This is a genomic window from Pseudomonas sp. NPDC087598 (assembly GCF_044743525.1).
Taxonomy (GTDB): Bacteria; Pseudomonadota; Gammaproteobacteria; order Pseudomonadales; family Pseudomonadaceae; genus Aquipseudomonas.
Map to the genome: position 1 here is coordinate 1 of NZ_JBIUWQ010000067.1, position 20,450 is coordinate 20,450.

General features: G+C 59.7%; 15 protein-coding genes. 5 read left to right on the top strand and 10 right to left on the bottom strand.

The features are described from left to right. Positions 1-122: 122 nt before the first annotated feature. Positions 123-1,223 carry a glycine-betaine demethylase subunit GbcB gene (gene gbcB / locus ACIOWE_RS25910; protein ID WP_401397430.1) on the bottom strand — a complete coding sequence of 367 codons (1,101 nt, stop codon included), beginning with the start codon at positions 1,221-1,223 and terminating at the stop codon, positions 123-125. Between the two features lie 296 nt (positions 1,224-1,519). Here gbcB and gbcA point away from each other — a divergent pair, with 296 nt between their 5' ends. Further along, the gene (gbcA, locus tag ACIOWE_RS25915; RefSeq protein WP_103304476.1) at positions 1,520-2,815 is read left to right on the top strand and encodes a glycine-betaine demethylase subunit GbcA; all 1,296 of its coding nucleotides are present in this window, start codon (positions 1,520-1,522) and stop codon (positions 2,813-2,815) included. A 117-nt stretch (positions 2,816-2,932) separates the two neighbouring features. Here the strand turns inward: gbcA and ACIOWE_RS25920 are convergent, their stop codons facing one another. The 9 genes from ACIOWE_RS25920 to ACIOWE_RS25960 all read right to left on the bottom strand — a co-directional run bounded on the left by ACIOWE_RS25920 (position 2,933) and on the right by ACIOWE_RS25960 (position 18,580). Next, positions 2,933-4,177, bottom strand: a complete 1,245-nt coding sequence (locus ACIOWE_RS25920) for a metallophosphoesterase family protein (RefSeq protein ID WP_401397433.1) — start codon at positions 4,175-4,177, stop codon at positions 2,933-2,935. A 25-nt stretch (positions 4,178-4,202) separates the two neighbouring features. Next, on the bottom strand, positions 4,203-6,071 hold the full coding sequence (locus ACIOWE_RS25925) for a hypothetical protein (protein WP_401397436.1): 1,869 nt from the start codon (positions 6,069-6,071) through the stop codon (positions 4,203-4,205). A gap of 197 nt (positions 6,072-6,268) precedes the next feature. Then, complete coding sequence (locus tag ACIOWE_RS25930; RefSeq protein ID WP_401397439.1) at positions 6,269-9,721, bottom strand: alpha/beta fold hydrolase; 3,453 nt, start codon at positions 9,719-9,721, stop codon at positions 6,269-6,271. Between the two features lie 1,051 nt (positions 9,722-10,772). Next, complete coding sequence (locus tag ACIOWE_RS25935; protein WP_401397442.1) at positions 10,773-11,543, bottom strand: electron transfer flavoprotein subunit beta; 771 nt, start codon at positions 11,541-11,543, stop codon at positions 10,773-10,775. 15 nt (positions 11,544-11,558) lie between these two features. Then, positions 11,559-12,779, bottom strand: a complete 1,221-nt coding sequence (locus ACIOWE_RS25940; protein WP_401397445.1) for an electron transfer flavoprotein subunit alpha/FixB family protein — start codon at positions 12,777-12,779, stop codon at positions 11,559-11,561. Next, positions 12,779-14,728, bottom strand: a complete 1,950-nt coding sequence (gene dgcB / locus ACIOWE_RS25945; protein WP_401397447.1) for a dimethylglycine demethylation protein DgcB — start codon at positions 14,726-14,728, stop codon at positions 12,779-12,781. The genes ACIOWE_RS25940 and dgcB overlap by 1 nt, the downstream gene beginning before the upstream one ends. A gap of 162 nt (positions 14,729-14,890) precedes the next feature. After that, complete coding sequence (gene dgcA / locus ACIOWE_RS25950; RefSeq protein WP_201236508.1) at positions 14,891-16,951, bottom strand: dimethylglycine demethylation protein DgcA; 2,061 nt, start codon at positions 16,949-16,951, stop codon at positions 14,891-14,893. A 15-nt stretch (positions 16,952-16,966) separates the two neighbouring features. Beyond that, on the bottom strand, positions 16,967-17,497 hold the full coding sequence (locus ACIOWE_RS25955) for a DUF5943 domain-containing protein (RefSeq protein WP_025108544.1): 531 nt from the start codon (positions 17,495-17,497) through the stop codon (positions 16,967-16,969). Between the two features lie 105 nt (positions 17,498-17,602). Continuing rightward, positions 17,603-18,580, bottom strand: coding sequence for a dipeptidase (locus tag ACIOWE_RS25960; RefSeq protein WP_401397451.1), 978 nt, complete (start codon positions 18,578-18,580; stop codon positions 17,603-17,605). Positions 18,581-18,814: 234 nt separating this feature from the next. Here ACIOWE_RS25960 and ACIOWE_RS25965 point away from each other — a divergent pair, with 234 nt between their 5' ends. The 4 genes from ACIOWE_RS25965 to ACIOWE_RS25980 all read left to right on the top strand — a co-directional run bounded on the left by ACIOWE_RS25965 (position 18,815) and on the right by ACIOWE_RS25980 (position 20,435). Then, positions 18,815-19,216: a lysozyme inhibitor LprI family protein gene (locus tag ACIOWE_RS25965; protein WP_401397454.1), complete on the top strand. Its 402-nt coding sequence runs from the start codon at positions 18,815-18,817 to the stop codon at positions 19,214-19,216. A 211-nt stretch (positions 19,217-19,427) separates the two neighbouring features. Further along, a complete protein-coding gene (locus ACIOWE_RS25970) occupies positions 19,428-19,682 on the top strand; it encodes a type II toxin-antitoxin system RelE/ParE family toxin (protein WP_401397457.1) in 255 nt (84 codons plus the stop codon). Beyond that, complete coding sequence (locus ACIOWE_RS25975; protein ID WP_222834145.1) at positions 19,666-19,989, top strand: helix-turn-helix domain-containing protein; 324 nt, start codon at positions 19,666-19,668, stop codon at positions 19,987-19,989. The genes ACIOWE_RS25970 and ACIOWE_RS25975 overlap by 17 nt, the downstream gene beginning before the upstream one ends. Positions 19,990-20,018: 29 nt before the next feature. Further along, positions 20,019-20,435, top strand: a complete 417-nt coding sequence (locus ACIOWE_RS25980; RefSeq protein WP_401397460.1) for a DUF3010 family protein — start codon at positions 20,019-20,021, stop codon at positions 20,433-20,435. Positions 20,436-20,450: the final 15 nt, after the last annotated feature.

A 20,450-nucleotide genomic window follows, 5' to 3' on the forward strand; every position in this document is an offset into this window, starting at 1 on the left:
GAACGCGGCGCTAAACGCGTAGCAAGCCTGGAAAAGGTGTAAACGATGTCCCCGGTCTAATGTGTAAAGGATGTACCGGTCTCTACAGTGAGGGGCAAGCCGAACGCAAAAATTCGCCCCACTCAGAATTCGATTCGCACGTCGCCTTTAGGCACGCTGCAGCACGACAAGATAAAACCTTCCGCCTCGTCGTCCTCGGTAATCCCGCCGTTGTGGTCCATCTCCACCTCGCCACCGAGTTTCATCACCTTGCACGTCCCGCAAATGCCCATCCCGCAGGCTTTTGGAATCATCAGCCCCAATTTGGCCGCCGCTGCGTGAACTGTCTCGCCCGGCGCCACACGAATGCTCTTTCCGGACGCGGTGAACTCAACCTGATGCAGATCCGCCGCATCGATTTCCGGCGCATCCGCTGCCTGCTCGGCCTGTTCCACCGCATCGGCACGCGCCTCGGGCGGCGTCGCACCAAAGGATTCCTCGTGATAACGCGACATGTCGTAACCGGCGTTTTCCAGCAGGCGTTTCACCGCCGTCATGTACGGCGTCGGGCCGCAGCAGAACACTTCGCGTTCAAGGAAGTCCGGCACCATCAGTTCGAGCATCTTGTGATTGAGATAGCCGCGATAACCGGCCCATGGCTCGCCCAAGCCGTGCTTCTCGCAGATCAGGTGCAGGCTGAAGTTATCGATCCGCGACGCCATGTGTTCCAGCTCGCGGTGGTAAATGATGTCTTTCGGCGAGCGCGCGCTGTGGATAAAGGTCATGTCGACGTTGGCGTTAGTGTCGTAGAACCAGCGGGCCATCGACATGCACGGCGTGATGCCGACGCCGCCGCTGAGGTAGAGGACCTTCGGGCTCGGGAAGTCGATGGCATTGAACAGCCCGACCGGTCCGTGGACCGCCAGCTCCTGACCTTCATGCAGGGTGTCGTGCAGCCAGTTGGAGACCTTGCCGCCCGGCACCCGCTTGATCGTTACCGAAAAGCTGTACGGCACCGACGGCGAACTGGAAATGGTGTACGAGCGCATGATCGGCTGGCCTTCGATCTCCAGCTCCAGGGTGACGAACTGCCCGGGCTTGAAGAAGAACAGGATCGGTTGATCGGCCATGAAGCAGAAGGTGCGCACGTCCCAGGTTTCCTGGATGACTTTGACGCAACGGACGATGTGTCGGCCATTGGCCCAGGTCTGGGTGGTGACCGGATTCAGGAAGCTGTTGGACATGCTGTTCTCCACGGCCGACTGTCGGCCTCATGTCGGCGATTCTGCGTATAGCGCAGACCGCCCGTTTACCTATCCGCGACATTGACATACTTATCGCGACCAGCCCCCAACCACCGGGGGTTGCGCGTCGGGAACAGATTGCACCATGTCGCCCATGGATAAGGTTCCGCCCAGCGCCGGCCCCACACTCGCCTCAACACCAAGACAGACTCTTTACACCTTGCGTAGCAACCGTTTGCAGCACACCTGATTAGCCACTTTCGCCGGCCACGCAGATGGCCATGAGGATCACATCGATGGACGTCACCGCAAAAATCAGCCTGGGCGATCCGCTGGAACCCGCACGCAAGGCCACCGCACAAATGCTGCAAGAGCGCGAGCGCACCTTCTCGCTGCCTCAACCGTTCTACAGCGACGAGCGGCTGTTCGATATCGACATGCAGGAGATCTTCCAGAAAGAGTGGTTGATCGCCGGCATGACCTGCGAAATCCCGGCCAAAGGCAACTACCTGACTCTGCAGATCGGCAAGAACCCGATCATCGTCATCCGTGGCGCTGAAGGCGTGGTGCATGCGTTCCACAACGTCTGCCGCCACCGTGGCTCGCGCCTGTGCACCAGTGAAAAAGGCAAAGTCGCCAAACTGGTCTGCCACTACCACCAGTGGACCTACGAGCTGGACGGTCGTCTGCTGTTCGCCGGCACCGAAATGGGCGCCGACTTCGACATGAAGCAGTACGGCCTGAAACCGGTGAACGTGAAGACGGCCGGCGGCTACATCTTCATCAGCCTGGCGGAGAACCCGCCGGCCATTGATGACTTCTTGTCGACGCTGAACCACTACATGGAACCGTACGACATGGAGAACACCAAGGTGGCGATCACCACCACCTTGATGGAGAAGGCCAACTGGAAACTGGTGCTGGAAAACAACCGCGAGTGCTACCACTGCAACGCGTCGCACCCGGAACTGCTGAAAACCCTGCTGGAGTGGGACGACGTCACCGACCCGCGCGCCGATCAGGCGTTCAAGGATCACGTCGCCGCGTCCGCCGCAGCCTGGGAAGCCGAAAAGATCCCTTACGCCCACGCCAGTTTCGGCCTGCGTAACCGCATCGTGCGTATGCCGCTGCTCAAGGGCACCGTGTCGATGACCCTCGACGGCAAACAGGGCTGCGCCAAACTGATGGGCCGGATCAAGAACCCGGACCTCGGCTCGATGCGCATCCTGCACCTGCCGCACTCGTGGAACCACTGCATGGGCGACCACATCATCGTCTTCACCGTGTGGCCGATCAGCGCCCAGGAAACCATGGTTACCACCAAATGGCTGGTGCACAAGGACGCGGTGGAAGGCGTGGATTACGACGTCGAGCGCATGCGCCAGGTATGGGATGCGACCAATGATCAGGACCGGCGTCTGGCGGAAGAGAACCAGCGCGGGATCAACTCGACGGCCTATCAGCCTGGGCCTTACTCGAAGACCTATGAATTTGGTGTGGTCAACTTTGTCGACTGGTATAGCGAGCGCTTGCTGAACAACCTCGGTGCCGAACCTGCGCCGTACCTCAAAGGCGTCCCCGTCCAGGGCTAAAAAGCATCGCTGGCAAGCCAGCTCCCACAGGGTTCTGCGGTGCACACAGATTTTGTGAACACCATCGACCACTGTGGGAGCTGGCTTGCCAGCGATGGCGTCAGAACAGTCACCGCCTCACTTCGATGACCACCTCACCGATCCATCCTCACCAATAAACTCCTCAAAAATATCCTCCCCCACCAGCCTGATTTTTGCGTACCCGTTCAGCACCCGCAGCGGATAGTCCGGATCCTTCGCATCCTGCGTCTCCGAAAACAGTATCCGCGAATGCCCGTTGAGCTCGCTGGTGGTGCCGTAGGGAATCGCCCCGTGCCCGGCACACCGCGCATGCAGTCCGCCCTGAGTGGCGTAGACGATGCCGTTGTGCAGGTGCCCCCAATACCAGTAATCCGGCTCACGCCCCAGCGCATCGCACACCGGCTGATACAACGCCGTCTTGTTGTGCCCGGAAATATCGAAGCCTTGATGATGGCTGAGCACCATGAGTTTCTTGCGCTTCGGCAGACCTTTCATCCATTCGATCTGCGGCTTGTTCAACGTGCCGTCCATGTACAGATTCATGACATCCGAGGCATATGCCGTGTCCAGCCCGACAATCAGCCAGTCATCGTTGATCAGGGCAAAATAACTGGTGCCCTGCTGGCCGGGAAAACGCTTGGCCAGTTCCTTGAAGTAGCCGTGGGCGCCGCTGTACATCTCGTGGTTGGAGTTGAGTGTGAACGAGCCATGAGTGCCCATCGGCCAACCCGCCATGTCGACGTCTTCCTGAGAGTGGCTGCCGGCGTAATAGACATCGCCCAGATGAATGGTGAAGTCCGCGTTGGCCAGTTGCATCTGATTGGCCACGGAGACAGCCGGTGCATGACTGTTGAACGGTCCGGTGCCCCAGTCGCCGGCAATCGCCAGCGTCACATCGCGCTCCATCTGCACCACCGCCGGGTCGGTGCCAAAAGTCGCGTGATGACGCAGGTTTTCGATCCACTTGAGCAGTGCCTCACTCCACAGCAGATCCAGCAGTTCCCACTTGCGACACCCCAGCAACGTGCCGTCCTTGAGTACCCTGGTTTGCAGTTGATCCGGCGACTGCGGCAACGGCGTCGCGTTGCCGATGCGCAGGATCGACAAACCGTGGGATAGCTCCCACGGCACCGCCGGTTCATCGTCCGGCAACTCGCCGTTTTTCAGCACGTATTGCGCCTGGTCGTGACCGCGCTGGAGCAACTTGATGATGGCCTGGAACTCCTCGGGCTCCAGTTCGCTGATGAGCTTCATCCAGGCCATTTCCACCCGCGTGAGCAGCCCGTGCAGACGTACTTTGACCTTGTCGTATTCATGCTTCAGATGACCGACTGCTGACATGACGAAATCCTCTCTCCGTAAGGGTTCACAGGGTTTTCATGAATTCGATCAGCGCACGTTTGTCGTCGTCCGACAGCGTCGTGCCATACAGGTGACCGCTGTTGTGATTGCCCTCCAGCCGCGTGTCGTACTTGAAGTCCGCCGAGGCCTTGGCCTGGGCGCCGCTGGTGACGAAACCGACATTGACCGGGTCGTAAATGTCGGAACCGGTGATGAACACCTGCGGGCGTTTTTCCGGCGGTTGCAACAGGTCCCAGAGGGTCGGCACCGAACCGTTGTGCAGATAAGGCGCGCGCAGCCAGATGCCATCGGTGGGCGTGTTGCTGTAGCTCTGGGTCTTGCGGTAGGCACCGAAGTCGAACGGCGGTTTCTTGAAGCTGTGAAATGCAGCCACCAGACCCGTGGTGAAAGAGTCAAGCCGATGCGGATCGGTGCCGAGCTGGTCGATGTTGGTGGTGACCTGACCGGTATCCGCCCGGCCGAAGTCATGACAACCGGCGCAGTTGTTGTCCCAGATCGGTTTGCCCTGCGCGACTTTCGCCTGATCCAGCGCCCATGGCCATGCCGGCGCCTTGTGCCCGAGCAGCCAGTTGGTCACGCGATTGAAGCTCGGCGGCAACACCGATTCCGGCGTCGCGCCCACGGCCATCGCGGCGGCGTAGTTGCGTTCGTGGATCTTGTTGTTATTGCCGTCCCAGTGCAGGTACATCGATTCCCGCGGTTTCTGGTTCCACACTTGCGGCAGGTCGACGGTGCCGATGGTCGAGTCATCCGGGAAGCCGAACACCACCATTTTCGTCGGGTTGAACGTGTCGGTGCGCCCCGGGCCTTGTTGCGGCCGTAGCTTCTGCCAGGCGTAGGCCTGTTTCTGCTTGAGCAGCGCACTTTTCGCCATCGGCATGATCAGGTAGCGGTTGTAGATTTTTTCGAAGAAACCCAACTGAAACTTGGCGTTGATCGCCGTCATCACCGCGTCGGTGGTGAATTTCGGGTCACTGGCGCAATCGTAGGCAAACCACTGGAAGGCCTGCAGTTGCAGGGTGTTGGCCGGTGCACTCGGCACGTTGACGGCAACGTCACTGGCGTTCGCCCGGTAGGAACCGGTGTGGCACAGCGCGCAGTTGGGCTCGACGGTCGGGTAGCCGATCTGCCGTTTGGCCATACCGATCGGCAGGTCCTTGCCGTTCTCGAAGAGAAAGCCGAAGACTTCCCAGCCACCGGGCTTGGGCATTTTCTCCGGGCACATCTGCGGCAGTACGGCGAACAGGTAATACGGGATGCGTGCTTCGATTCCCAAACCAATCGCGGCGTACTTGTAGTGATCTTCGTCGGAGGTATATTCCTGTTCAGGGATGACGCGGAGCATCTGATACCAGGTTTCGTAACCGATGAAACCGAGCACCGCGACCACCACCAACGTACCGACCTTGAAGGCGTGACTCTGCCATTGCCGCTGCCACGCCGCGCGCCATTCGCGCCAGCCATCGCAGAGCAGCGCCCATGGCCGGTTCTCGGGCGTGGTGCCGAGGTACAGCAGAATGCCGAGGATCAGAAAGAAGCTCAGATCGCCCATCAGCATCGGCACGAATACCGAGCCTTGAATGCTGGTGTTGATCAGGTAGATCCAGAAGACCACGGCAATCAACCGCGTCAGCACGCACAGCCAGGAATGCACCACATAGAGCGGCGCGTTGAAGCCCGACGGCATGTAAAACACGCTAATGCCGACCAGCAGCATCCCGGCGTTTTCCAGCCATGGATCGGAGAGTTGCGGCGGCAGCCCGACCACCGATGTCAGCAACCCCGGCGCGAACAGCGCCGGGATCGCGAACACCATGTTCATCGCGATGCCTATCCAGATGAAACGTTGAAACCAGCGGATGTAGGTGTCCATGTCATCCATTTCCTTGTGCAGACTTTAGGAGAGTCCCTCTGTGTGATGAGCTTTTGTGGCGAGGGAGCTTGCTCCCGCTCGGCTGCGCAGCAGTCGTAAACCCAGCAGACGCGGTGTTTCAGGAAAACCGCGTTCTCAGGTTTTGGGGCTGCTTCGCAGCCCAGCGGGAGCAAGCTCCCTCGCCACAGGAAACCTCATCAGCCGAGGGCAGTTTTCTCCAGGTGTTCAAGGATGATCGGATAGACATCGACCACCGCGTTCTTGCCGAACATGCAGTCGATGTGGCCGTAGCCCGGCACTACATGCCGGCTGTAGCGCTCCGGCCCGTGGGCTTCGCAGACTCGCTGGTAGGTCTTGAGGGTGCTTTCCGGCAGATAGCACTGGTTGTCGGCGCCACTGATAAAGCAGATCGGCATGCTCAGCCGATCAAAGTGCGGCATGTACACATCGTTGCCTTTGAAATCCACCAGGTGCCCTTTGCGCACGATCAGCGCCAGGTGTTCGAAGGTCTCGATGTTCGACTCGCCAAACAACTCATGCAGGTTGTCGTGCAGGGTTTCGTTGAGGGTGTCGTGACGATATAGCGAGGCGTACATGAAGGTGATGCGGTGGCACACCGGGTTGGTGCAATACCCTTGCGCTTCGATCCGCGCGTAGCCGTTGAGGGCCTTGTCGTAGAGTTTGTTGAACCAGTTCTCCTTGCTGTCAGCGTATGCGGTCATCGACTTGATGCCGATCGCATCGAGCATCCCCGGCAGGTGCAGCCCGGCCTTCAACCCGGTGGCGGTGGCGACCACAGTGTCAGCGGCGATCTGCGAGCAGACCACCGAACGCACGCCCTGCAAACCGGCGAGCAGCGACATGAAAAACGTCGTCGCACCGTAGCAATGCACCACGCACTGCACGTCTTTCGCTTTGGTTTCCTGCTGAATCTGCGCGATGGCAGCCTTGAAGTCGTACTGGGCGATCTGATCGCCGTTCCATTCCTTCTTGCTCGCCGGCAACAGAATGCTCACCCGGAAATCCAGCAGCCAGACGTCGTAGTCGTGCTTGCACAGGTATTCGAGCAGGTTGGTCTGGATGGTGTCGGTGGAGAAAATATTCGAACCGACGCCCAAGCCATGCACCAGCATCACCGGGCCTTTGCTGCCCGCCTGATAACGGGTCAGGCGCAGTTCTACGCCGTCCTCGGTGGGGAAAAAATGCACCGCCGGGATTGGCGCATCCAGCAGCCGTTTCAGCCGTGGCGGCGCGTCGGGGTTGAAGTAGATATCGCCTGCAAACACCCCGCCGTAACTTTCCCAGAGGATCCCGGCGAAGAACTTGCCGAAGCGCGCCAGCCCCTCGATGCGCTCGCGCTCGTTACGCGCGTTGAGCACTTTCATGGTGGTCATCTGCTTGGCGAAATCGGTCGGATGAATGTGCATCACCCCCGAGCCGATCACCTCGCCAGACTTGTCCGGCCCGCGATACAGCGTCACATACAACGTGCTGGTGTCGTGCCAGATATTCAGCACGCCGTTGTCTTCCGGCACGGTTTTGAAGGCGCTGAAAAAGTAGTCGTTGCCGTCCTCGGCGGTCAGCTTCATGTCGTATTTCATGTGGCGCGTATCGACCTGCTGCTCGAATTGCTCGAACAGGTTGAACACGCCGTTGCTGGCAGTGAGCGGTTGTGGCGACAGCGCCGGGGCGTTCACCGTGCCGACGATGGTTGCGGCGTGCTCCGGCTCCTTGATCATGCGGTTGAGATCGTTGGCAGTGATGGTCAGGGTGAAGTCGATCGGCGAGTTGTCCGCCTCGCCGCGCTTGGCCGCCGCTTCGTAAACTTTCAGATCAGTGCTTTGCGCAGCAGTAAAGGCGCGGGAGAAATAGCCCTTCATGGTTTCGGTGAACTGCACGCCCAAAGTCGGCGGCGCCACGGGTTTGCGTGGCGCCGACGGCAGCGTGTAGTCGATTTGCCAGCCCCGGTCGGCGGCGAGCAGGCCCATGTTGCGCTCGCTCACGGCAGAAATCGTCAGCAGCGGATTGACCGCCAGCGACGTCGGAATCACCGCACCGTCGGTCACGTACAGATTGGCGTAGACATCGGTGCCGGCAGCGCCGCTGAACACCTGGCCCTTGTGATTGACCACGCCCTGCCCGGCGTCTTCGCCCATCACGCAGCCGCCCAGCGGATGCACCGAGACGATGCTGTGCTTGAGCAATTTGGTCCAGATCGGATTCTCCACCCAGACGCCACCCAATGCCTTGGTGCTCTGGTGCAGACGGTCATTGCCGAGCTTGAAGTTTTCTTGCTCGCCAACGCCCGGCCAATCGATGCGCAATTGATCCTTGTTATCCAGCACCATCCGTCCCTGACCGCTGTCGTGGCTCATGATCAGGTAGGTCTGCATGTTGTGCAGCGCGCCGTAATACGGGCCGCGCAGAAAACTTTCCGCTTCGCGTTCCTTGTACTTCACCTTGCCGCTGAAACTGTCATCGCTGGCCACGCCGATCATCTCGGCGAACCCGGCCATGCTCGGCACCATTGGCCGCCCCAGCGCGCCGGGGATCGAACCCTCCTCGATGACCATGCGGCTACGCCAGTCACCTTCGGTACGCATGTCGATCACCGAAGTGATACATGGCCCGACCGGATGCAGTTCCTTGGCCGGGTGCGCGCCGAAACCGATGCCGTTGATGGTCTGTTCACAGTTATGGCCGAAACCGAGGATGTCACCATTGCCGCTCATGTTCTCGCCGAGCTGACCGGACATCACCAGGCCTTTGTCCCGCGAGCGCAGGAGAATTTCGGTAGAGCCGAGGGTGCCGGCGGACACCACGACGATGTCGGCTTTTACAAACAGCGTCGGCGCCGAGAACAGTTCGCGACCACTGTCCAGAGTCTGGAAGTGCACGATCCAGCCATCGCCGTCGCGCTCCAGATGCCGCACTTCGGCCTGACAGAAAATCTCCGCGCCGTGATTCCAGGCGTCCGGCAGATAGTTCATCAGCGTGGTGTTCTTGGCCTTGTTGTTACAGCCCGACACGCAGTCGCCGCACTGATTGCATGGCAGTTGTTCGACGCCGACATGGTTGAGGTTGTTCGGCAACTTGTCGAAGGTCACGTTGATCGGCGGCTTGTAGAAATGCGCGCCCTGCTTGAGGTAATCCGCGGACTTCTTGTTGGCATCGAGCTTGGGCAGATTGGGAGAGGTGTCCGGATAGGGATTGGGTTTGAGCATCTCCCGAGCGCGGGCATAGCCGTCCTTGAGCAGCGTGTCGCGGTGTTCACGCACAGCCTGCGGCCAGCGCGGGTCGTCGAACACACCGGGCTCCGGTTCCAGGGCAACGTTGGCATTGATCAGCGACGTACCGCCGAGGCCGCAACCGACCACGACATTCTGCTGGGCGTTGACGTGCAGATCGAACAACCCGGTGCGTGAGCCGATATGGCCGTCGGGATCGTGCACCTGCAACTCTTCGGTGGCGGCAATCATGGTGTTGGGGTATTCGCCGGGCTGAATCTCTCGCCCGCGCTCCAGCAAACACACACGTTTTCCGGCCCGGGACAGGCGCGAGGCAGCAATGCCGCCGCCATAACCGGAGCCAATGACGATGACGTCGTAATATTCCTTGATCTCGCTGATGGGCGTTGCGATGCGTGTCATGAGACTGATCCTTTCTCAGGCTGATGGGGCAACTCTGCGGTTGCCTGCAATCAATGGGCGAACGAGCACCTGGCCTCCGGGGCGAACCCGGCGACAGCACAGCGGTTGGAGCAGGACTTATGCGCTACAGACGAGCGTGTTGATTGGCCGCACGACGTAACGTGCGCTTGCGTGGCGAGGGGGTTGGGCGATGTCGGCGGCTATCCATCATGCGTTCTCCCAGAACCAGATGTGGATAAGTGACGGCTGTCCTTGTGCCATTGCAGTGAAGACAGCGCAGGAATCGAAGTCAAGGCAACCAGTTAGAACTGTATGAAATGTGATCAATTGCCGTTTGGACTATGCCCGGCGGGGCTTACAGGGTTTGGCAAACAAGTTATCCACATAGCCACCCACAGCAAATGGGGGTAACTGTGGATGAGTGGAAAAATAACGGGCTGATTTGTGAAGAAAAATCGTGACTTATCCAGAAGTACACTTTGCGATATCGATTGGGTGTTTTTTAATCAACCCTTTGAAAGACACGGTTTATATGGCCTGTAGAAGATGGCGAACACGTTATCCACAGAAGCGCCAACAGAGATCGGGGGTAACTTTAGGGGTGCTGTGGAAAAACAGCTGAAACTGTGAAAAACCGAGGGATGCGGGAAGGTCAGAGATCAAGAAACGCTGTTTTGATCAGTTTTTAACCAAACCTCTACAAGCCAAGTTCTATATGGCCTCTGGCCGATAGCGAACATCTTATCCACAGAAGCGCCAACAGAGATTGGGGGCAACTTGGCGAGTTAGCCATTGGAAAAAGCCAGAAAAAACCGCAAGTTAGGCTGGTTGTTTTTTGATCGGATGGCTGCAGGGCTTGATTGACGTGGGGTGCAGGGATGGGCGAACACGTTATCCACAGATCCGCCAACAGGGATTGTGGGTAAACATCTTCGAATTGCACATTCCTGTAGGAGCTGCGGCACGCTGCGATCTGTTGATCTTGGTTTTAAAGATCAAAAGATCGCAGCCTCGTTGCACTCGACAGCTCCTACAGGGGTTTTGCGAAGCGTCAGCGGACCACACCTTCTTCTATCAGCAGTTTGAGGATAGCCTCGGCGCCGGCTTGTGGAGTGACGCCTTTGAGCACCTGCCCACCGCCACCACTGGCCTTGGCCGTGGCGGCCTTCATCCGGTCCGCGCCGCTTTTGGCTTTGATCACTTTCAGGCGTTTGGGCCTTGGTTTGGCCGGTTGCAGGGTGGCGGCTGACAGGAGCTCGTCGTCGACTACCTCGACATCCGCAGCCTCCAGTACGCCGCGCCGCGCCGGGCCATAAGCACTCTGCCGAGGTTTCGGCGCGGCGTTATCCACAGTCGCCAGAAACGGCAGTTTCACCTTCAACCGTCGCCGCTGCCCACGGGGCAACGCTTGCAGCACCAACGCCGAACCGTCGTTGATCGATTCGACCTGCGCCAGCCCGACCACCAGCGGCCAGCCCAACCCTTCGGCCAGCAGAAACGGCAACATCCCCGAACCTTCGCCGGTTTCCGCCTGACTGCCGGTCAACACCACTTGTGCCCCGGCCTCACGCAGATATGCAGTCAGCGCCGGTAACGCATCGGCGCCGGCAGGCTGTTCGAGCACATGCATCTGCGCCAGACCCATGCCCAGATAGGCACGCAGTGCGGGTTCCGCGACATCGCCGGCGTGCAGCACTTGCAGGTTATCCCCAGCCAGTTGCAGGCCCAGCTCTACGGCGCGGGCGTCCTGTTCGGCGCGGCGTGGCCGGCCCGAGGTCGGGTGGGCGCCGATGGAAACCAGGCTGATGACATTGCTGTTCATAACTGTGTCCTTCCCTTAAGCCGCATCGCGCCTGGCGTCGTTGCGGTAAGCCGCTACCGCCGCGATCAAGGCTTGAAGAATCTCCGCGCTCTCACCGATCACCGACAGGTCGGCACGCTTGATCATGTCGCACCCTGGATCGAGGTTGATTGCCACAACCTTGTCGCAGGCACCAATGCCTTGCAGGTGCTGGATCGCCCCGGAAATCCCCACCGCCACGTAAACCCGTGCGGTGACCCAGGTGCCCGACGCGCCGACCTGACGATCACGCGCCATAAAGCCATCGTCCACCGCCACCCGCGACGCGCCTTCGGTAGCACCGAGTGCTGCGGCCGTTTCGTGGAACAGTGCCCAGTCCTTGACGCCGTTGCCGCCGGAGAAGATGAACTCGGCTTCGGCCATCGGAATCGCCGCCGGGTCCACCGCCACCGCGCCGAGATCCTCGATCCGCGACAGGCTTCTCGCGACGCTTGTGGATAACTCCACTGGCAGCGCTTCATGACGGGTTTCACTGACCGGCTCAGCGCATTCGGCCGAGGCCAGAATCAACCGCGCAAGCGGCCGCGCCAGGTCTTGAAGACCCGCACCGGCACGGCCGATGCACTGCTGATCCTTGACCTGCCAGACCCTTGTCGCCGGGCGTTCGCCGAGTGCTGCGGCAAAGCGTCGACCGAGTTCACCGCCGCCGCTGCGACTGTCCGACAGCAACCAATGACGCGGATTGAATTGGTTATCCACAGCCCGCAGCCCTTGCACCCGTTGCTCCGGTGCATAACCGCCGAACTCGTCGCCCTCCAGCACCAACAAGCGGTCGACACCGGCAGTGGCGAAGGCGTTTTCCTTATGTTCACCGAAGACCACCGCCAGCACCGCGCCGTCCTTGCCGGCCAGTTGATGGGCGAGGCCAAGCAAGTCGCGGTCGTGGCTGCTCAAGCGACCACCGACCATGTCCGGCACCACGCTGATGTAGAACGCCGGAGCCGCCACTTGATGCAGCGGCAATTGCACTTCCACAGTGGTCGAGCGTTTGACCGCCCCGCCCTGCTGAGCGCCACTGCGGTCGATTCGTTTGAGGCCGTTGGGGCCGATGAAACCGATGCCGTGGAGGTTCTTGCGGATGACGCCGTTGGGGCCCATCCAGCTATGTTGCGCCGGTTGCATGGCGGCGTGCAGCGGATGTAGACGGTTACGTGCGATCCATTCAGCGCGCGGGTCGCGGCGGATAATGTCGCTCATCAGTGGGCCTCCGCAGGTTCACGTTTGGCCGGGGTGGCAGGCTTGTTCGGCGCAGCGTCTTCGAGCAGCGCGTCGGCCACCAGTTCGGCGATGTCCTTGATCAGCGGCCGTGGTTCGACCACCCCTTCGAGCATCGCCGTGCACTGTGGACAACCCACGGCCACCAGTTCGGCACCGGTTTCGCGGATGTCTTCCATGCGCATGTCGGGAATCCGCTGCTTGCCCGGAATGTCGGTGATCGGCGCCCCGCCACCGCCGCCGCAGCAGCGGGAGCGGAAGCCGGAACGTTGCATCTCTTTGACTTCGATGCCGAGGGCACGCAGCACTTCACGCGGTGCTTCGTACTCGCCGTTGTAGCGACCGAGGTAGCACGGATCGTGATAGGTCACGCTGTTGCCTTTGTGCTGACCGAGATTGAGCGCGCCGGCCTGGATGATTTCCGCCATGTAGGTGCTGTGATGCTGCACCAGGTAGTTGCCATCGAAGGCGCCGTATTCGTTTTTCAGCACATGGAAACTGTGCGGATCGCAGGTGACGATGCGGTTGAAGCTGTATTTCGCCAGGGTCTGAATGTTGCGTTTGGCGAGCAACTGGAAGGTCGCTTCATCGCCAAGACGTCGCGCCACGTCGCCGCTGTCACGCTCTTCGAGGCCCAGCACGGCGAAGTCGACCTTGGCCGCTTTCAGCACTTTGACGAAGGCGCGCAAAGTGCGCTGGTTACGCATGTCGAAGGCGCCATCGCCGACCCAGAACAGCACGTCGGTGGATTTCTTTTCGCTGAGCAGATTGAGGTTCAAGTCCGCCGCCCAGTTCATCCGCCCGCCCGGCGCGAAACCGCCCGGGTTGTCGGTGGCGATGAGGTTTTCGAGGACTTCGGCGCCCTTGTTCGGGGTCGCGCCTTTTTCCAGCGTCAGGTGACGGCGCATGTCGACGATGGCGTCGACGTGCTCGATCATCATCGGGCACTCCTCGACGCAGGCACGGCAGGTGGTGCACGACCAGAGGGTTTCGGCATCGACCAGACCATTGACGATCGGTTGATGCGGATTGCCGGCGTGTTCACCAATGGCTTTGCCTGGATATGGACTGCCGGCGAACTTCGCGTCAGTGCCGCCGGCAAGACCGACGACCATGTCTTGAATCAGTTTTTTCGGGTTCAACGGCTGGCCGGCAGCGAACGCCGGGCACGCCGCTTCGCATTTACCGCACTGCACGCAGGCATCGAAACCGAGTAACTGGTTCCAGGTGAAATCCTTGGGTTTTTCCACACCCAGTGGCGCGGTTGGATCGTTGAGGTCCAGCGGCTTCAAACCGGTGGAACGACCACCACCAAAACGTTCGGCACGACGGTGCCAGGCCAGGTGCAAGGCACCGGCGAAGGCATGTTTCATCGGCCCGCCCCAGGTCATGCCGAAGAACAGCTCCGACACGCCCCATAACACACCGACCCCGAGAATGACCGCCAGCACCCAGCCGCCAAAGTTCTCCGGAAGAATCCCCGCCACCGGCAAGGTCAGCAGAAAGAACGACGCCGAGAACGCCAGCAGGCTTTTCGGCAGGCGCATCCACGGGCCTTTCGACAGCCGTGCCGGCGGGTTGCGCCGACGCAGATAAACGAAGATTGCACCGACGAACATCACCGCCGTCATCAGCAGCAACGCATAACCCAGAACGCGATTATGCAGGCCGAAACCGTGCACCAGAATTGCCAGCACAATCGACGCCACTGCGCCGCCAGCCGTGGCGACGTGGGTGTTGGCGATGTATTTGTCCCGCGCCACCACATGGTGCAAGTCGACCATGTAGCGCTTGGGCATGGCGAGCAGGCCGCCGATCAGATCGACCTTCGAGGCCCGGCCCCGGCGCCACATCGCTACCCGCCGCAACGCGCCAAGGACACCAAGGGCCAGGGCTGCGAACAACAGGATTGGAAGAAGGGTGTTCAACATAGGTGAAGCTCCCAAAGACCTCGGGTCTTGCAGGTCGAGTTGCCTTACTCGGTCACTGTGGGAGCGGGCTTGCCCGCGATTGCATTCTGTCAGTCACAGTTGCATTGACTGACCCTCCGCTATCGCGGGCAAGCCCGCTCCCACAGGATCATGTGCAAGCCTTTAGAAGTCTTTACACAGTCTGAGTGCGTCGTAGATCGCGGCGTGGGTGTTGCGCTGCGCCACACAATCGCCGATGCGGAACAGCAAATAGCCGTCACCCGTGGTGCTCAACGATGGCTGCGGCTTGATCGCGAACAGCGCGTCGATGTCGATCTGGCCCTTGTTGCGCGAACCGTCCTTGAGCCCGTAATACAGCTCTTCGTCCGGACGCACACCGTTCTCCACCACCACTTGATCGACCACCCGCTCCTCTTTGGCGCCGGTGTATTCGTTCTCCAGCACCGCGACCAGTTTGTCGCCCTCGCGATAGACCTTCTCGAGCATCATGTCGCCGGTCATGATCACTTCTTTCGGGTACATGCTGCGGTAGTAGGTCGGGAACGACGTACCGCCGATGGCCACACCCGGTTTGATGTCGTCGGTGACGATCTCCACCTGACTGCCCTTGTCCGCGAGGAAGTCGGCGACCGACATCCCGGTGAATTCACAAATGGTGTCGTAGACCAGCACGTTCTTACCCGGCGCCACCTTGCCATCGAGCACGTCCCAGCTGCTGACCACCAGCCCTTCGGCGGCGCCCCAGTGTTCGTTCTGCTCAAGGAATGGATGCCCGCCGACCGCCAGCACGACCACGTCCGGACGCAAATCCATGATGGTCGCGATGTCCGCTGCCGTGCCCAGACGCAGATCGACTTTCAGCCGCGCCAGCTCCAGCTGGAACCAACGGGTGATGCCGGCAATCTGGTCACGCTGCGGCGCTTTCGACGCCGTGGTGATCTGCCCGCCGATGAATTCTTTTTTCTCGAACAACGTCACGTCGTGGCCACGCTCGGCCGATACACGCGCCGCTTCCATGCCCGCCGGGCCGGCACCGACGACCACCACTTTGCGTTTGACGCCCGTGGACTTCTCGATGATGTGCGGCACGCCCATGTATTCACGGGAGGTCGCGGCGTTCTGGATGCACAGCACATCGAGACCTTGGTACTGACGATCGATGCAGTAGTTGGCGCCAACGCACTGTTTGATCTGATCGATCTGACCCATCTTGATCTTGGCGATCAGGTGCGGGTCGGCGATGTGCGCACGGGTCATGCCGACCATGTCGACGTAGCCGCCTTCGAGAATGCGCGTGGCCTGGTTCGGGTCCTTGATGTTCTGCGCGTGCAGCACCGGTGCCTTGACCACTTCCTTGATACCGGCCGCCAAGTGCAGAAACGGCTCCGGTGGATAACTCATGTTGGGGATAACGTTGGCCAGGGTGTTGTGGGTATCGCACCCTGAACCCACGACACCAATGAAATCGATCATGCCGGTGTCGTCGTAGTATTTGGCGATCTGCTTCATGTCCTCATGGGACAAGCCGTCCGGGTGGAATTCGTCACCACACAGACGGATACCGACGCAGAAATCGTCGCCGACTTCCTTGCGCACAGCCTTGAGCACTTCGAGGCCAAAACGCATGCGGTTCTCGAAACTGCCGCCCCACTCGTCAGTACGTTTGTTGACGCGTGGACTCCAGAACTGGTCGATCATGTGCTGGTGCACGGCGGACAACTCAACACCGTCGAGACCACCAGCCTTGGCCCGTGCCGCAGCGGTGGCGTAGTTGCCGATCACCCGCCAGATTTCTTCCGGCTCGATGGTTTTGCAGGTCGCACGGTGCACCGGTTCGCGGATGCCCGACGGCGACAGCAGGGTCGGCCAGTGTTCGCCATCCCAACGCGAGCGACGGCCCATGTGGGTAATCTGGATCATGATCTTGGCGCCATGCTTGTGCATGGCGTCGGCCAGATTCTGGAAGTGCGGAATGATCCGGTCGTCGGCCAGGTTCACCGATTTCCACCAGCCTTGCGGGCTGTCGATGGCCACGCTGGAGGAACCGCCGCAAATCGCCAGGCCGATGCCGCCCTTGGCTTTCTCTTCGTAGTATTTGACGTAGCGGTCGGTGGTCATGCCGCCGTCGGTCGCGTAGACCTCGGCGTGCGCGGTACTGAGCACGCGGTTGCGGATGGTCAGTTTGCCGATCTGGATCGGCTGGAACATTGCTTCGAAAGCCATGGCGGGTTCCTCGACTTACAACGGCTTGACGGTGAACAAGCCGTCTTCGTGACCCTCTTCGGAGCCACCGTAGACTTGCTCGGCCACGGTGCGAATCTGACTGCCGCGAGCGGCAAGAATCTGATCCATCGCACCGGCAAACCAGCCGGTGAACATGTAGTCGACCTTGCGCCCGACCTTGCCGTAGACGTAGACGAACGCCGAGTGTTCGAGCTTGACGCTGGCGGTGCCTTTGTCGAGGTCGATGTCCTGAATCTTGAACAGGCCCCAGCCGCGTTGCGACAAGCGCTTCATGTAGTGCTCGAATACCGCGACGCCTTCCAGGCCGTGGCATTCAGCTTCTTTTTCGCACCAGTGCCAAGCGGATTTGTAGCCGGCCTTGTAGAGGATCTCGGCGTAGGCTTCAGCGCCCAGCACTTCCTCGATGCCCATGTGGTTGTTGACGAAAAAGTGACGTGGCACGTAGAGCATTGGCAGGGCGTCGGAGGTCCAGACACCGGTCTCGCTGTCGACTTCGATTGGCAATTGCGGGGCGATCTTGGCCATGGAAACTTAACTCCAGAAAAATTTGAATTCAGTGGTGGCCGCAACCCTCACCCCAGCCCTCTCCCAGAGGAGAGGGGGCAGATCGGCGGCGGTCTCGAGAAAGCGTTATTCGCCCCAGACGTCCTTGAGGACGTTGACCCAGTTTTCGCCCATGATCTTGCGCACTACGCGCTCGGGGTGGCCGCGCTTGAGCAGGGTTTCGGTCAGGTTCGGGAACTCGCCGACGGTGCGGATGCCCAGCGGGTTGATGATCTTGCCGAAGCTGGTCAGACGCCGGGCGTAGCCCTTGTCGTGGGTCAGGTATTCGAAGAAGTCCTGACCGTGACCCTGGGTGAAGTCGGTGCCAATGCCGATGGCGTCTTCGCCGACGATGTTCATCACGTATTCGATGGCTTCGGCGTAGTCGTCGATGGTCGAATCGATGCCTTTGGCGAGGAACGGCGCGAACATGGTCACGCCGACAAAACCGCCGTGGTCGGCGATGAATTTCAGTTCTTCATCGGACTTGTTGCGCGGGTGCTCTTTGAGACCCGACGGCAGGCAGTGGGAGTAGCAGACCGGTTTTTTCGATTCGAGGATGACTTCCTCGGACGTCTTCGAGCCGACGTGGGACAGATCGCACATGACGCCGACGCGGTTCATTTCGGCAACGATCTCGCGACCGAAACCCGACAGGCCGCCATCACGCTCGTAGCAACCGGTGCCGACCAGATTCTGGGTGTTGTAGCACATCTGCACGATGCCGACGCCGAGCTGCTTGAACACCTCGACATAGCCGATCTGGTCTTCAAACGCGTGGGCATTCTGGAAGCCGAAGAGGATGCCGGTCTTGCCTTGTTCCTTGGCCTTGCGGATGTCGGCGGTGGTGCGCACCGGGATCACCAGGTCGCTGTTTTCGCGAATCAGCTTCTGGCTCGCGGCAATATTGTTCACGGTCGCCTGAAAGCCCTCCCACACCGACACGGTGCAGTTGGCCGCCGTCAGACCGCCCTTGCGCATGTCTTCGAACAGCTCACGGTTCCATTTGGCAATGATCAGACCGTCGATAACGATGCTGTCGGCGTGTAATTCGGCTGGGCTCATCAGGCGTCCCCTTATTGGCGATTCATGCGCCGAATCGTCTGCCGGCGCTTTGGGGCCAGCATATGCCTCGGTGCCGGGGCGACCGGGTGCAAAAACGACAGGGGAATTGCCGAAAGCGTCAATCCGCGACAAAGGGTCGCCAAGCGACCCGACCGGCCACCTGTTCAAGCCTGCAAGCTTGAGCCAGAATCTCCCGCATCTTGGAAACACCACTGGATTAGAGCGGCGACAACAATGAAATCGATCTTCCTGGCTTTGGCACTGCTCGCGACCGGCGTACACGCCGCCGAAGAGTCCGACAACAACCCGTGCGACGCAGTCGAAAACGACGTCCAGACCCTGGAATGCTCGACCTACAGCCGCACCACCGCCGAAGACCTGCTCAAGGACAACTACGCCAGCCTCAATGACCGCATGCAGACCGCGTATGGCAAAAACCCGACGCAATTGGCGGATATCACTGCCAAGCTTAAGACTGCTCAACAGCAGTGGTTGAAGACCCGGGATGCGGATTGTGCGGTGGAAGCGTTCCCGGCGACAGCGGGGAGCAAGGCTTTTACCATTGCGCAGAATGACTGCGTGGCGCGGATGAGTGATGAGCGGTCGGAGTTTTTGGAGTCGATTGGGCAGGAATAGTCTTTAAATTCCGAGGAAAATTGGAAACGCTTTGTGCTTTCGCCGCGTGAATCTCCTCTTCTTACGGGACATGCCGATTTCGCCTACACCTATCGCGTGAACGTCCCGATGTACGGGCCCCTCACGCAATATGCTGACAACTGTTCTTGATTGGTCGCCTTGAAAATATAAGTAAAGATTCGCGAATCTTATAAAAGACTTATATTCTTCCATGAACAGCATCCACTGGACACGAAAGGCCGTTAAGCAACTCTTGAAATTGCACTCCGTGCATCAGGTACAGGTTCGGAATGCCGTTACGGCGCTTGCCGACATGCCTGATGCGGGCAATGTCAAAGCACTGATTGGCCATGACTACGCCTACCGCCTGCGCGTCGGCAATTATCGAGTCATGTTCGACTGGGATGGCACAATCAAAGTGGTCAGTATTCAAGAGGTCAAAAAACGCGATGAACGCACCTACTGACATCCAAATCATCAATGACGCCGAAGGAAAACCCGCCTTCGTCGTCATCCCCTATGCGCAATACGTCGCGCAGAAAATGCAACCTGACCTGATTCCCCATGAGGTGGTCAGCCGTATGGTCGACGGGGCGACACCGATCCGTGCCTGGCGCGAGCACCTGAATCTGACTCAGGAAGAAGTCGCCAAGCGAATGGGTATTTCGCAACCGGCGTTTGCCCAACAGGAAACAGTCGCCAAGCCTCGCAAGGCCACGCGCGAGAAAATTGCAGCAGCCTTCGGCATCACCGCCAATCAGCTTGAGCTGTAAGCTGCCCTCTTCACTTGAAGGAATTCCCCATGAACATCTGCGGCATCGAAATCAAAGGCAGCGAAGCGATCATCGCCGTGGCCGCTCTCGACGGTTCGGCCCTGAGCCACGTTGCGCTCAGCACAAAGAAAATCGCCCTCGACGATGACGATGAGGCGGCCAACGTCAAACGCTTCGCGGCGCAGGTTGCTTCGTTTGTACGTGAGAATTCGATTGATCGGATTGCGATCAAGAAGCGCAGCAAGAAGGGTGAGTTTGCCGGTGGACCGACGACGTTCAAGATTGAGGGTGTGTTTCAGTTGCTCGATGGTTGTGAGGTGACGTTGTTGTCGCCACAGACGATCAACGCACAGGCGAAGAAGCATAATTTCGAGCTGCCGGGGACGCTGAACAAGTATCAGCATGAGGCGTACAAAGCGGCGTGTTCGGCGTTGGTGAAGAAGTAACCCTATTCCCGACAT